Origin of the sequence: Methylobacillus arboreus, from assembly GCF_020532725.1 — a bacterium.
Lineage (GTDB): Bacteria > Pseudomonadota > Gammaproteobacteria > Burkholderiales > Methylophilaceae > Methylobacillus > Methylobacillus arboreus.
This window is the reverse complement of record NZ_JAJAVC010000006.1, coordinates 275,296-289,274: the sequence shown is the minus strand read 5'-3', so window position 1 is coordinate 289,274 and position 13,979 is coordinate 275,296. Positions and strand designations below refer to the sequence as shown.

The following is a 13,979-nucleotide window of genomic DNA, read 5'->3' as shown; positions in this document are numbered from 1 at the left end:
TCCTTAGGCAGCGGCTTCTGCCTAGCTCTGGATATAACTTTCCAACTGCTTGATCAGGAACTCCTGATAGGCAATGGTTTCCTTGACCAGGTCGCCTATCGAGAGCAGGCCTATCAGTCTGCCGTCTTCTAGCACGGGCAGGTGGCGTATGCGTTTGCCTGACATCAGGTTCATACAGTGATCGACGGTGTCATCCGGGCTGACCGTGATCAATTGCACTGACATGATGTCGCCCACAGTGGTGGTTTTTGAGGTCTTGCCCTTGATGACCACTTCGCGTGCGTAGTCGCGCTCGGAAAAAACGCCCACCATCTGGTCGCGATGCGTGACCACCAACGCGCCGATATGGTGCTCGGCCATGATGAGCAATGCGTCATAGACCAGGCTTTCTGGTGCGACGGAATAAACAGTGCTGCCCTTGGTTTCCAGAACTTGCCTCACGGTTTTCATGTTGGCTCCTCCGTTGTTTTCTTATTGGCGTAAGCCCAATATACACCTTATTGTGTCATGGTTAAATGTTTGAGCAGGCAACAAATATTGACCTTGTTGTCCTGAATATCCCAGGCATGACCATGGCGAGTTGAATAGTGATTGACATAATTAGTCAGCTAATTATAATTCGGCTAATTATGTTGCAGCTCAGAGACCTTCCCAGCAAAGCCGTATTGGATAAGTTTTCCGCGCGCTATCCGGAAGCGGATATCAGTGCGGTATCTTCCTTTCTGCACCTCTTGCGCGTGGCGAGCGATCTTTCCCTGGCGCTCGATGCCTGCTTGAGCCGGCATGGTCTGCTGCAAGGGCGGTGGTGGGTGCTCATCCTGCTCATGCGCGAAGAGCATGGCATCTCATTGCCTTCCGTGCTGGCAGAAAAGGCAGGCGTCAGCCGCGCCACGATGACCGGCTTGATTGATGGTTTAGAGCGCGACGGCCTGGTCGAGCGTATATTTGATAAACATGACCGCAGGCGGGTATCCGTGAGGCTCACGGCACCAGGCCAGGAAAAGCTGGACCAGGTGATGCCGGATTATTACACGCGCTTGCGTCACTGCATGGCCGGGGTGAACGAAGCGGAGCGGGATATGCTCAACGGCATCCTGGTCAAGCTTAATGCCGGGATCACGGCATTTGATGCGCCTGGTGCCAATGCTTCAGGCACATCGTTTAAAGCGCCTGTTCAACCTCATGAAAAGTCTGAACAGGCGCCAAGCAAGGGTAGTTAAGCAGTAAGCACGTATTTCTATAATCAAGAGAGGAGCATCATCATGAAGATCAGCAAGGTTATCGTCGCTGTCGTTTTGCTGGCACTGGTGGCTATCGCTGCTGTTGCCGTTTATCAATGCAATGCCAAGCCTAGTGAAGAAGACGCTAAAGCCATCGTGAGCAAGCTCAACACAGCATGGGATGAGGCTTTTGCCCAGGCTTCAGCCGGTACACTAAGCTCTTACTACGATGCCAATGGCAGCCTGTTGCCGGCTGGCGGTGAGCAAGTGACTGGCAGCCAGGCGATTGCAGATTTCTGGTCCGGCCTGTTTGCCAAGGGGTTTGCCGAGCACCAGATCACGAATGTGGAAACCGGCATTGTCGGCAACACGCTTTACCAGCGCGGCAAATGGAGTGCCGTACTCAAGAGCGAGGATAGCGAGCCGCAGCAGTTCAGTGGCAACCTGCACATTCTCTACAAAAAGCAGGATGACGGCAGCTGGAAAATCCTCACCCATACCTGGAATTAACCTTTTTACAACGCAAAGGGAATAACGATGTCGAGTTCAGATTTCAAAGCCACAGCCGAGCAACTCAACCAGGCCTGGGATGCTGCCTTCAATGCCAAGGATCATGCGCTTGTAACCTCCTTTTATGATGATGCAGCGACCGTGTTGCCTTCCGGCGCACCGCAGATCAACGGCAAGGATGCGCTGCTGAGTTTCTGGAAGACTTCCATTGCCCAGGGCATCATCGACCACAAGCTGGATTTGATCCATGCCGAGGCAGACGGTAACCTCGCTTTCCAGCGCGGGCATTGGAGCGCTGCCGTGGTCGATGCGCAAGGTCAACGCCAGAGTTTCAGCGGCAACGTGCATCTTTTGTACAAAAAGCAGGCTGACGGTCATTGGAAGCTGCTGAGCCATATCTGGAATTAACTTAACCAGGGCCTTGTGCCGGGAGTTGACATGAAAGCGGGATCGACCACTGTGCGTGCTTTTGCGGCGTTGCTGCTGCTGGCCGTGCTGTGGGGTTACAACTGGGTGGTCATGAAGCATGCGCTGGACTATGCAGGGGCGTTCCAGTTCGGCGCAATGCGGACTTTCTATGGCGCCGTGTGCTTGTTTGCGCTGCTGGTATTGATGCGCAAACCGCTGAAACCGCGCGAAGTGCCCACCCTGATCTGGCTGGGCATATTGCAGACGTGCGGCTTTACCGGCCTCATCATCTGGGCGCTGGTGGAGGGCGGGGCGGGCAAGACTGCCGTGTTGACCTACACCATGCCGTTCTGGGTCATGGTGCTGGCCTGGCCGTTGCTGGGCGAGAAAATCCGCGGCATGCAATGGCTGGCCGTGCTGTTTTCAGTGATGGGATTGCTGTTTATCCTCGATCCGCTGCATTTGGGATCAGACCTGTTCAGCATGTTTCTTGCGATATTGGGCGGCGTGTTCTGGGCGATTTCCGTGATTGTCGCCAAGAAGCTGCACCAGCGCGTGCCCGACCTCGACCTTATGTCGCTCACCGCCTGGCAGATGCTGTTCGGCTCGCTGCCGCTGGTGGTGGTGGCTTTCATCGTGCCGGCGCCGCCTATCGACTGGAGCATCAACTTCATCGGCGCCGTGCTGTTCAATGCGGTGCTGTGCAATGCGCTGGCCTGGCTGCTCTGGCTTTATGCATTGCAACACCTGCCCGCCGGGATTGCCAGCATGACATCCCTGCTGGCGCCGGTGATCGGGGTGCTGGCTGCCTGGCTGCAACTGGGAGAAGACCCAAGCCGCGGAGAGATCATCGGCATGCTGCTGATTGGCGTGGCCTTGCTGATCATTTCCCTGCACAGCATGCGGCGCAAGGAAGAAGTCGACCCAGCCATGGGGCAGGACTGAATCCGGGCAATGAATTGATTTATCATTGACACTGTTGTCCGTCCGCCAATACTCCCACCATGGAGCAGGCGCAGGAGAGCAGTTTTCAACCATGACCGGTTGACGCTTACGGATTTGCGAGCCCGGCACGCCTGCTTTTAGAGCAGTGAATACCGCCAGCGCCAGCCTCATCCAGTCCGCACGTTACGGTATAGAGTCATAAGGAATTACCGTGAAAAGGAAAAAATTCATCGCCGCGATAGCGTTGGCTTGGTCACAATCTGTCGTGCCGGCGGCCTCGTTTGCCGCCTTGCCTGCAACACCGGCCAACGGCAAGCAGCCCAATGTGGTGTACATCCTGCTGGATGACCAACGCTATGATGCATTCGGGTTTATGAATCCGTCGATTCGCACGCCGAACATGGACAGCATCGCCAAGGAGGGAACGCATTTCAAGAATGCGTTCGTCACCACCTCGTTATGCTCGCCGAGCCGCGCCAGCATCTTGACCGGCATGTACGCCCATAACCACCGCGTTTCGGATAACAACCCGATGGATATTTCCCATCTGAACTATTTCCCGGAACGGCTGCGTGACAAAGGGTATCAGACCGGTTTCTTTGGCAAATGGCACTTCGGCGGCGCCGACCAGACTGCCACCAAGGGCTTTGCCGGTTTTGACCGCTGGGTCGGGCTGCTAGGGCAGGGCAGCTATTACCCGATTGATAACTATGGCAAGCCGGTCATGCTCAATGTCGACGGAAAACTGGTGCCGCAAAAGGGCTACATTACTGACGAACTGACCGACTATGCGGTGAGTTGGCTGAACCAACTCGACAAGGACAAGCCCTTCATGATGTATCTGTCGCATAAAGGCGTGCATTCCGAGTTCCTGCCGGCCAAGCGTCACCGCGGCAGCATGCAGGATGTCAAGTTCCCGCTGCCCGATACCTATGCAGACACGCCGGAAAACTATGCCGGCAAACCGATGTGGGTGAAAAACCAGCGCAATAGCTGGCATGGCGTCGATTATCCCTACAACACGGATCTGGATATCCAGAAATACCAGCGCGACTATTATGAAACGCTGCGTGCCGTCGATGACAGCGTGGGGCGGGTGCGCGAGTGGCTGAAACAGCAAGGGTTGGACAAGAACACCATCATCATGGTGATGGGGGACAACGGCTTCATGTTCGGTGAGCATGGCCTGATCGACAAGCGCACAGCCTATGAAGAATCGATCCGCGTACCGCTGATTGCGTCAGGCCCCGGATTCGCCAAGGGAAAAGTGGTGGAGGAAATCGTCAGGAACATCGACATCGCCCCGACGATTCTCGATGCGGCAGGCGTGCAGGCGCCGCAGCACTATGACGGCCAGAGTTTCTGGAAGCTTGGCCTTGATGGCAGCGGTGCGCCGAAGCGGAAAGACTACTTCGTCTATGAGTACTTCTGGGAATACAGCTTCCCGCAAACGCCCACCACGTTTGCCATCCGCACGCCGGAATACAAATACATCCAGTATTACGGCGTGTGGGACAAGGAAGAGTTGTACGACATGAAGAATGACCCGCAGGAAAAGCACAACTTGATCGACTCCAATGATGAAAAAATCATCACGGCCAAGATCGCGCTGCGCAAGCAGCTTTATGAAGATCTGAGCGATCAGCAGGGGAAAAATGTCATTCCTTACAACCAGCGGCTAAACCAAGGCCAGGTCTATCGCTACGAAGGCACTGGCGAGCAGCTGGCGCCGTTCCCGCGCGAGTGGCTGAAAGGCTATAACCACGGAGAGATTTTCTCCGGCTTCATCCCCGACCAGCCTGACAAGGATGCCAAAGTGAAAGGCTCGGCTGAAGCGCTGAGGGAGGGCGAGAGAAAGTTGCAGGAATTGTTGAAATAAACAGCGCTTGGCTCATGGTGCCTTGCGGTTAACTACTGCCGACAATCCCAGATGGGCACCATGGATACTATCCCGGCGATGGTGAGCCGGCTAGCCCTCTATGGTAAAATCCGCAAGGTTTTTTGCACAATTCGCAATCAAAGGATTTTACAAATGGCAGGGCACTCAAAATGGGCCAATATTCAGCATCGCAAAGGCCGTCAGGATGCTAAACGTGGCAAGATTTTCACCAAGCTGATCAAGGAAATCACTGTCTCCGCACGTATCGGCGGCGGGGATATTAACTTCAATCCGCGCCTGCGCGCTGCCGTGGCTGAGGCCAAGGAACAGAATATGCCCGCGGACAACATCACCCGTGCGATCAAGCGTGGCACCGGCGAGCTTGAAGGCGTCAATTACGAGGAAATCCGCTATGAAGGTTACGGTATCGGCGGCGCAGCCATCATTATCGACTGCCTCACGGACAACAAACAGCGCGCGGTAGCGGATGTACGCCATGCGCTGAGCAAGAATGGCGGCAACCTGGGCACCGATGGCTCGGTGTCGTTCATGTTCAAGCACTGTGGCGTCTTGGTGTTCGAGCCGGGCACCAGTGAAGACCAGGTCATGGAAGCCGCGCTTGATGCGGGCGCGGAAGATGTTGTCACGGATGAGGATGGCAGCGTAGAGGTCATTACATCCCCTGGCGACTTCACAGCCGTCAAGGAAGCGCTGGAGGCGGCCGGCCTGAAAGCCGTGCTGGCTGAAGTCACCATGAGGGCGGAAAATGAAACCGTGTTCACCGGTGACGATGCGGCTAAGATGCAAAAACTGCTGGATGCGCTGGAAGATTTGGATGACGTGCAGGAAGTCTATACTAACGCCGTGATCGAGGAGTAATGACGCTGCGCATACTCGGCATCGATCCCGGCCTGAGGCTCACCGGCTTCGGTGTGATCGAGAAAACGGGTGAAAAAATCGCCTATGTGGCGAGCGGCACCATCAAGACCACCACTGGCAAGGGCAGCGAGATCGAAGACTTGCCGACACGGCTCAAAACTATTCTGGATGGATTGGCGGAAGTGATTGCTACCTACCAGCCCCAGCAATCGGCCATTGAAAAAGTATTCGTCAACGTCAATCCGCAATCCACCCTGCTTTTAGGCCAGGCGCGCGGGGCCGCGATCAGCGCTCTGGTGCTGAATAACCTGCCGGTCGCCGAGTATACGGCGCTACAGGTCAAGCAGTCCGTGGTCGGCAACGGGCATGCGGCCAAGGACCAGGTACAGGAGATGGTCAAGCGTCTGCTCAACCTGCCTGGCCTGCCCAGGCCGGATTCGGCAGATGCATTGGCCTGCGCGATTTGCCATGCGCACGGCGGACAGGGCTTGGGTAAACTGGCAACAGCGGGATTCAGGGTAAAGGGCGGCAGGTTGATATGATTGCAAGATTGAGCGGTATCCTCATCGAGAAAACACCGCCTCAGGTGGTGATCGACTGTAACGGCGTGGGCTATGAATGCGAAGTGCCGATGAGTACCTTCTACAATTTGCCAGCTACTGGTGAGAAAGTCGTCCTGCTTACCCAGTTTATCGTGCGCGAGGACGCGCAATTGCTTTATGGCTTCGGTAGTGAGCAGGAGCGTACAACGTTTCGTCAGCTCTTGAAAGTAAACGGAATAGGCGCGAAGTCAGCGCTTGCTATCCTGAGTGGTCTTTCCGTGGATGACCTTGCGCAGGCAGTTGCCCTGCAGGAGCCCGGCCTGCTGACCAAGGTGCCGGGCATAGGCAAGAAAACCGCTGAGCGGCTGTTGCTGGAACTCAAGGACAAATTCTCCATTGATGGAATAACAGCAGGTGCAGGTGTTGCCGGGCAGGCCAAGTCGGCCAGCGGTGATGTACTGAATGCACTGCTGGCGCTTGGTTATAACGAGCGCGAAGCGCTGGCCGCAGTCAAGCAATTGCCAGCCGATATTGCGGTTGCCGAGGGTATCAAGCTTTCCCTCAAGTCGCTTGCAAAAAACTAACAGCCTATAAAAACCTAAAAGCCGAATGCATCTTTCATCACATGGAAGATGTAGTGCTGCTCCTGAATACCCTGGAACAGGTGGGCATTCGGGCCGCCTGCAAAGATTTCCACTTCTTCCGCCCCGTGGGTTTCGCCGCCCAGCGGCACGGTGACCTCCTGGTGAAAGTCGGGATGCGCGGTGTCGATATTGCTCAGGTCCTCGATACGCCCGCCGCGGGGAGCATGGCCTTCTGACGTGGCCGCGTAACCTTTGCCGTTGGCGTAGGTGAGTGTGGTGTATGGGTTACCATCGGCCGCCTTGCTCAATTTACCATCTACCTTCACTTTGCCCAGGATAGGATTGCCGCGCTCCGGATAGCCCCCGATCGTCATGGTATGGCTGTGGTCGGCCGTCACGATCACTAGGGTGTCATCGAGATTGACCTTTTCCAGGGTTTTCTTCACGGCGTCCGATAACGCGATGGTCTCGGTCAGGGCACGGTAGGCATTGTTGGCATGGTGTCCATGGTCGATGCGGCCCGCCTCGACCAGGAGAAAATAACCTTCTGGGTTTTTCTTCAGGATGTCGATGGCCTTTTCCGTCATGGCGGCTAGCGATGGTTCCTTGCCGGGGTCGTTGGGCCTGTCATGCTCGTATTGCATATGGGAGCGCTCGAACAGGCCGAGCAGGCGCTTGGTGCTGGCGGGGTCGATCGCATCGAATTGCGCCTGGTTCCAGACGAAAGCCGCGCCAAACTTGTCCGCATATTCCTGCACCAGGTTGCGGCCATCGCGGCGCTCGCCTTTTTGTCCGGCATTTTCAGGATCATCAACAGTATCAGGCAGAAAACGGCTGCGCCCGCCACCCAGCACGACTTCGATACCGTCGCCGATGCCGCCGGGACCGAAGTTGTCGACCAGTTGCAAGGCGATATCCTTCACCCTGGAACCGGCAGGGATGTTGTTGTCGGACTCCCAGTCGCGTGCGGAAGTGTGGGCATAGGTAGCGGCCGGGGTGGCATGGGTGATGCGCGCGGTGGAAATGACGCCTGTGGAGCGGCCGTGTTGCTCGGCAAGCTCTAGAATGCTCTTGAGCCTGGCAGCGTCGACCTTGTTGCCATCCTTTTCTTCATGCCGCACCCGCTGGTCGACGGAGATCACGCCGCCGTTGGTTTTGACGCCGGTGACGATGGCGGTGATGGTGGAGGCGGAGTCAGAGGTTTGCTGGTTGGCAGAATAAGTCTTGGACAAAGCCAGGTATGGCAGTTTCTCGAAAGCCAGCTTGTTGCGCTCGCCATCACGGCCCTGCAGTTGGCCTTCGAGGATACGCGCGGCCGTCACGGTGGAAACCCCCATGCCGTCGCCCACGAACAGGATTACGTTCCTGGCCTTGCGCGTGTTGGGTTGCAGCTTCTTGGCTGCTGCCAGGGCTTCCTGGCCATCCTGGTACCAGGTGTTGGCGTCTTCTGCCGTTGCCTGCCCATGCAGCAGCATGATGACCGCAAACGCGGAAATCTTGAATAGTGTCTGTTTCATTTGTTCAATATGCTTTCCCATATAAAAATGCCTGGTGAATATTCACCAGGCATTGAGTGGCTAACTATCGGCAGATGTTACGCAGTCTTGCTGTACCGGTTGACCGGTTTTTGCAATCCCAGGTGTTCGCGCAGCGTGCTGCCCTGGTATTGCGTGCGGAAAATGCCGCGGCGCTGCAGTTCCGGTACTACCAGTTCGGTGAAGTCGCGCAGGCCTCCCGGCAGCCAGGGCGCCATGACGTTGAAGCCGTCGGCACCGCCTTGCTCGAACCATTCCTGTATTTTATCCGCAACGGTTGCCGCTGTGCCGATCACTGTGAGGTGGCCGCGCGCGCCGGCGATCCTGAGATACAGTTGGCGAATGGTCAGGTTTTCCCCCTGCGCCAGCTCGGTCAGCAATTTCTGCCGGCTTTGCTGGCCGTTGTCGGTCAGCGGCAGTTCCGGCAGCGGGCCATCCACCGGATAGGCGGAAAGGTCGAAGTTGCCTATCATGCGTCCCAGCAATGCCAGGCCGGATTCGGGGTCCACCAGCTCCTGCAGCTTGTTGAACTTGGCCTCAGCTTCTGCCTGTGTCTTGCCAATAATACTGAAGATGCCGGGCATGATCTTGAGGCTGTCCGGCTGCCTGCCGTATTTTGCCAGCCGTTCCTTGAGGTCGCGGTAGAAATCCTGCGCCGATGACAGCGTGGGGTGGGCAGTGAATACCACTTCCGCCGTTTCTGCGGCCAGCTCGCGCCCTGCCTGGGAACCGCCTGCCTGTACGATCACCGGCCGCCCTTGCGGGCTGCGCGCCACATTGAGCGGCCCGGCGACATTGAAGTGCTTGCCGTGGTGGTCAAGCGCATGCAGCTTGCTGCGGTCAAACCAGATGCCTTTCTCCTTGTCGTTGAGAAAGGCGCCTTCTTCCCAGCTATCCCACAAACCGGTCACCACGTCATAAAACTCCCGTGCCCTGGCATAGCGCTCGGCATGAGAAACATGCTGTGGCAGGCCGAAATTGGCTGATTCGGACGCATTGTCCGAGGTCACCAGGTTCCAGCCGCTACGCCCGCGCGAAATCTGGTCGAGAGAAGCGAATTTGCGCGCGATATGGTAAGGCTCGTTATAGGTGGTGGTCGCCGTGCCGATCAGGCCGATGCGCTTGGTCACCGCTGCCAGCGCGCTGAGCAACGTCAGCGGCTCCAGCCCCGCAGGGCCGGCAGCCGCGGTGAGCGCATCGGCAAAGAACACGGCGTCGAAGTTTGCCGCTTCAGCCAACTCCGCTGCTTCCTTGTAGACGGCAAACGGATCGTCATCCAGCACATTGTCCGGGTAGCGCCATCCGGCCACATGGTGGCCATTGCGGATGAGAAACGCGCCCAGGCTGAGTTGACGGGGTTGGCTCATGGCTAGAAGTCCTTCCTCACTTGGACGCCGAAGTAGCGGGCGTCGTCACGGGGGACGAAGCGCTGAATACCAAAGACGTTGCTAGACAAGTTGGTGGCATATGAACGGTCCAGCAGGTTGCGGCCGACTAGGGCAAAGCGCCAACCATCCTGGGTGGAGAGTGCAACACTGGCATTCCAGATGCCGTAGGCTTCCTGTATTGTGTTGTCTGTCTGTGGCATCAGCAGGAATTGTTGCTTGCTTTGCCAGATGTAGTCAGTGCCAAGGTCAACCACATAGCCGTTGTTGAGAGGAATGGCATAGTTGGCACGAACGACGGATTTCCACTTGGGTGCATACGGTAGAGGCTTGCCATTGACTAGGCAATCAGTAGCGCCTGGAGGGCAATTGATATTGTCTATCCGTGAATCAACATAGGCCAGCGATCCAGACAGGCTCAGCCGGGAAGTGACTTTGGCATTGGCATCCAACTCCACACCACGAGTGGAGACCTCACCCGCATTGATGAGCCGGTATACGAGGTTGGTACCTACATAGTCTGGGATATTGGCCTGGTAGTTTTTATACTTGGTATAAAAAGCCGCGGCATTGAAGATGAGGCGATTGTTTAGCCATGCAGATTTCAGGCCGACCTCGAAAGAGTTGGAGGTTTCGGGCGCCAATGCCTCGGTATCATTGTTGCCGTCGAACATATTGAAAAAGACGTTGTAGGCCGGACCTTTGTAGCCGCGGGAATACGTGGCGTAGGTCATCACATCCTCGCTCAAGTCATACTGCGCACCCAGCCGTCCAGAGTATTCGCTTGCGCTGGTGTCCCCTTTCCTGAGTGGCTGATTGGGTCTGACACCTCCTGTGAATGTGGGAAGAATGCTGTTACGTACATGATCGAAAGAAAGTTCGTCATGCGTATAACGCAGACCGGCAATGCCGCGGAACTCGGGAGTGAAGTTCAAAGTGCTCTCGCCAAATAGCGAGATACTGTCACTGTCCACGCTATAGTCGGAACGTCCGAAGAAGTTTGTGCCGGTATCGGTCGTACCGCTGCGCTGATAGACTTCATCGGTCTTGCTCTTGAGGTAATAGATACCTGCCACATATTCGAGGAAGCCTTCCTTGGGTGATGCAATGCGGACTTCCTGTGAGAACTGCTTGGAATCCACCGTGCCTCTATCGTATGTTGCTGGAAAATCGCTGGTGATTCTGCTGGGGTCGTAATTGTTGCCTATCTGCGATGTGGAAGTGTTCTGTGTGTTGTCCCAGGTGCGGAACGCAGTAATTGACGTCAGGGTGTAATCATTGATTCGCCAGTCAACTTGTGCGGAAATCCCCTGGTTAGTATCGGTGACTTCGTTCCTGCCATCGCTGCGGATTGTGCGGTTGCCCTTGCTTGGCACGACAGGGCTGATGGCCTGGATGAAGGCGCCGTTGCTGGATTGGTAAGGGACTGAACTAACACCATTCGTGCCATGGGTGTAGTCGGCAATCAGGGTGATGTCGAGGTCTTCGGTCGGTGTCAGCAGGAACTTGGCACGGGCGCCTTCACGTTCATAACCGTTGAGACGGCCGCCGAGCACGTTCTTCACATTGCCGTCATAGTCGGCCCAGAGACCGTTGATGGACGCGTAGAGCAGGTCAGGCACCAATGTGCCGGAAAGGCCGAAGCGGATACGTTTTTCCCCGCCTTCATAGTAGGAAGCGTCTACATAAGCGTGCGTGTCGGCGCTGGGCTCCTTGGAGACGATATTGATGACGCCAGCAGAAGCGTTTTTGCCGAATAGCGTGCCTTGCGGGCCGCGCAATACTTCAATGCGCTCCACGTCAAGCAGATCCAGTGTCGCTTGGCCTGGGCGGGCATACACGACGCCATCGATCACGGTCGAGACGGTAGGTTCGATGCCGGGTGAGGTGGAGATGGTGCCCACGCCGCGGATGAAGATGGAGGAATCCTTGTTGCCGCCCTGCTGGCGGAAGGTCAGGCTGGGTACTTCGTTGGCAATGGTCTGGATGCTGTTGAGGTTGGATTGCTCGAGTTTGCGTCCATCCAATACTGAGACCGCGACCGGAATGGATTGTAGGCTGGCTTCACGGCGGGTGGCGGTGACAGTGATGGTGCCAAGCGCAGGCTGGGCTTCCTGCTCGGCGGTAGCTGGCGTGTTTTCAGTTTGGGCTTCAGCATCGCCTTCGGCAGCGATTACGGCAGACATGCCACCGGAAAGCAGCGCAGATGCCAGCGCCAAGCCAATACCCCGGCGCCGGAACTGTTGCAGATGAGTGTGGTTTGGTTTCATACAAATTCCCCTAATCTATTTGTAAAGTTGGTGCAGTAAAGTTTGGTACCCGTTGCCGGGAAACCCTGAAGGTTGAGAAACAGTTCATCCCTTGATGCCTCCTGTCGTCAGTCCGCTGATGACCCGCTCCTGGAACACAATGATGAGGATGGCGAGCGGTACGATGGCGACCACCAGTGCGGCAGAAATGACCGGCCACGGAAAGGTGAATTCGCCCTGGTAGAGCATGATGCCCACGGGCAGGGTGCGGCTGCCAGGCGCGGCATTCAGCGTCAATGCCAGCAGGAACTCGTCCCAGGAATTGACGAAAGCGAGAATGCTGGCGGTAAACACGCCCGGAGCGGACAGTGGCAGGACGATGCGGTAGAGTGCCTGCAGCCTGGTGCAGCCATCGAGCATGGCGGCGTTTTCGATGTCCTTGGGTACTTGCTGGAAAAAGCTTGCCAGCACCAGTGTGCACACCGGCAGGCTTTGCACGGCATAAGGCAGGATCAGCGCGCCGTAGGTGTTGATCAGACCCAGGCCGCGCATGATCTCGAACAATGGCACCAGCAGGGTGGCGGGCGGGAACATCGCCACGGCGACGAGCAAGGTGAGAATCAGCCCGCGGTGGCGCAGGTGCAGCCGGGTCAATGCATAGGCGGCGCCGGTGGCGGCAAACAGCGTGAGCAGGGTGGAAAGCAGGGCGACAGCGAAGCTGTTGCCAAGGAACAGCAGCAAGGGCTGGTCGCTGAATGCATGGATGTAATTGCTCAGGCCGGGATTCTGCGGCAGCCAGGTGATCGGCGTCTGGGCAAGCTCAATATCGCTCTTGAACGAAGTCAGCAATATCCACAAGGCCGGGAAGAAGCCATTGATCAACAACACGGCAGCAGCAATCCAGCGCAAGGGCAGCTTCAGCATCACAGCGTCCCCTTGTATAGCTTGCGCAGGTAGATCGAGCTCACGGCCATGGAAAGAACGAATAGCAGCACTGCAAGGGCGGAACCATAACCGACATCCATGTATTCGATGGCGGTGGTGTTGATCAGGATGGAAAGCGTTTCCGTGTACCGCGCCGGGCCGCCTTGCGTCATGGCATACGGGATATCGAAGGATTGCAATGCGCTGATGGTGCGGAAGATCAGCGCAACCATCAGCGCGGGAACCAGCAATGGTAATGTGACGTGGTGGAAAATTTGCCAGCGGCTGGCACCTTCCAGTTCGGCTGCTTCGTACAGGCTGCGCGGGATGGTTTGCAGGCCTGCGAGCAGGATCAGCGCAACAAAGGAGGATGTCTTCCAGATGGTGGCAATGCAGATGGCGAGGAAACCCCATTGCGGGATCAGCAGGAAAGAGATGGGCGCAAACCCGGCACGGCGCAACAGGTCATTGACCACGCCGTATTCGGTATTGAAGAACCAGGCGAAGATCATGCCGGAGAATGCCAGCGGCAATGCCCAGGGCAGCAGGAGCGCCAGCCGCACCGGCCAGCGCCATTTCCACTGGCGGTCGGCGAGCAGCGCCAGCACCAGGCCGACCAGCAATGCACCGGGAACGGTGACGATGCACAAGGCCAGCGTGAAGCGGACGGCGCGCCAGACATCCGGGTCGCGTAGGGCATCGGCATAATTGGCCAGGCCGATGAAAACTGGGCCGCTCTCGCTGAACAGGCTGATGGAGTACAAGCTGTCATGGATGACCTTGGCGACTGGATAAACGACAATCAGTCCCAGCAGCAGAGTCGCGGGCAGCAATAGCCAGAACGCCAGCGATGCTTCACTGATATCCCCCAGCCTGTTGCGCAGGCCGTCCTGTTGCCGACTGAAAAGTGTGCGCACGC

At 56.8% G+C, this 13,979-nt stretch carries 13 protein-coding genes and 1 pseudogene; 8 read left to right on the top strand and 6 right to left on the bottom strand.

Translation table 11 applies throughout. The annotated features are described in order from the left end of the window. Window positions 1–21: 21 nt before the first annotated feature. A complete protein-coding gene (locus tag LG198_RS07480) occupies window positions 22–450 on the bottom strand; it encodes a CBS domain-containing protein (RefSeq protein WP_230342549.1) in 429 nt (142 codons plus the stop codon). A 179-nt stretch (window positions 451–629) separates the two neighbouring features. Here LG198_RS07480 and LG198_RS07475 point away from each other — a divergent pair. From LG198_RS07475 to ruvA, 8 genes and pseudogenes are all read left to right on the top strand, one after another. Continuing rightward, window positions 630–1,127 (top strand): annotated as a pseudogene (locus tag LG198_RS07475) (MarR family winged helix-turn-helix transcriptional regulator); the annotation flags it as partial. A 135-nt stretch (window positions 1,128–1,262) separates the two neighbouring features. Beyond that, a complete protein-coding gene (locus LG198_RS07470) occupies window positions 1,263–1,730 on the top strand; it encodes a YybH family protein (protein WP_230342548.1) in 468 nt (155 codons plus the stop codon). Between the two features lie 27 nt (window positions 1,731–1,757). Beyond that, window positions 1,758–2,138: a YybH family protein gene (locus LG198_RS07465; protein WP_230342547.1), complete on the top strand. Its 381-nt coding sequence runs from the start codon at window positions 1,758–1,760 to the stop codon at window positions 2,136–2,138. 30 nt (window positions 2,139–2,168) lie between these two features. Further along, window positions 2,169–3,083: a DMT family transporter gene (locus LG198_RS07460; protein ID WP_230342546.1), complete on the top strand. Its 915-nt coding sequence runs from the start codon at window positions 2,169–2,171 to the stop codon at window positions 3,081–3,083. A 211-nt stretch (window positions 3,084–3,294) separates the two neighbouring features. Further along, window positions 3,295–4,962, top strand: a complete 1,668-nt coding sequence (locus tag LG198_RS07455) for a sulfatase family protein (protein WP_230342545.1) — start codon at window positions 3,295–3,297, stop codon at window positions 4,960–4,962. Window positions 4,963–5,115: 153 nt separating this feature from the next. Continuing rightward, a complete protein-coding gene (locus tag LG198_RS07450; protein WP_230342544.1) occupies window positions 5,116–5,841 on the top strand; it encodes a YebC/PmpR family DNA-binding transcriptional regulator in 726 nt (241 codons plus the stop codon). Then, window positions 5,841–6,383 (top strand): crossover junction endodeoxyribonuclease RuvC, encoded by a 543-nt coding sequence (gene ruvC / locus LG198_RS07445; protein ID WP_230342543.1) that lies wholly within the window; start codon window positions 5,841–5,843, stop codon window positions 6,381–6,383. The genes LG198_RS07450 and ruvC overlap by 1 nt, the downstream gene beginning before the upstream one ends. Further along, window positions 6,380–6,967 (top strand): Holliday junction branch migration protein RuvA, encoded by a 588-nt coding sequence (ruvA, locus tag LG198_RS07440; protein WP_230342542.1) that lies wholly within the window; start codon window positions 6,380–6,382, stop codon window positions 6,965–6,967. The genes ruvC and ruvA overlap by 4 nt, the downstream gene beginning before the upstream one ends. A 14-nt stretch (window positions 6,968–6,981) precedes the next feature. On the opposite strand, the gene LG198_RS07435 is transcribed toward ruvA, so the two are convergent. From LG198_RS07435 to LG198_RS07415, 5 genes are all read right to left on the bottom strand, one after another. Next, window positions 6,982–8,484 (bottom strand): alkaline phosphatase, encoded by a 1,503-nt coding sequence (locus tag LG198_RS07435; protein WP_230342541.1) that lies wholly within the window; start codon window positions 8,482–8,484, stop codon window positions 6,982–6,984. Window positions 8,485–8,561: 77 nt separating this feature from the next. Then, window positions 8,562–9,869, bottom strand: coding sequence for an LLM class flavin-dependent oxidoreductase (locus tag LG198_RS07430; RefSeq protein ID WP_230342540.1), 1,308 nt, complete (start codon window positions 9,867–9,869; stop codon window positions 8,562–8,564). A 2-nt stretch (window positions 9,870–9,871) separates the two neighbouring features. After that, entirely contained in the window at window positions 9,872–12,157 is a 2,286-nt protein-coding gene (locus tag LG198_RS07425; RefSeq protein ID WP_230342539.1) for a TonB-dependent receptor, read from the bottom strand. Window positions 12,158–12,241: 84 nt separating this feature from the next. Beyond that, a complete protein-coding gene (locus LG198_RS07420; RefSeq protein ID WP_230342538.1) occupies window positions 12,242–13,060 on the bottom strand; it encodes a carbohydrate ABC transporter permease in 819 nt (272 codons plus the stop codon). Next, window positions 13,060–13,977 carry a carbohydrate ABC transporter permease gene (locus tag LG198_RS07415; protein WP_230343022.1) on the bottom strand — a complete coding sequence of 306 codons (918 nt, stop codon included), beginning with the start codon at window positions 13,975–13,977 and terminating at the stop codon, window positions 13,060–13,062. Before LG198_RS07415 ends, LG198_RS07420 begins: the two co-directional genes overlap by 1 nt. Between the last annotated feature and the right edge of the window lie 2 nt (window positions 13,978–13,979).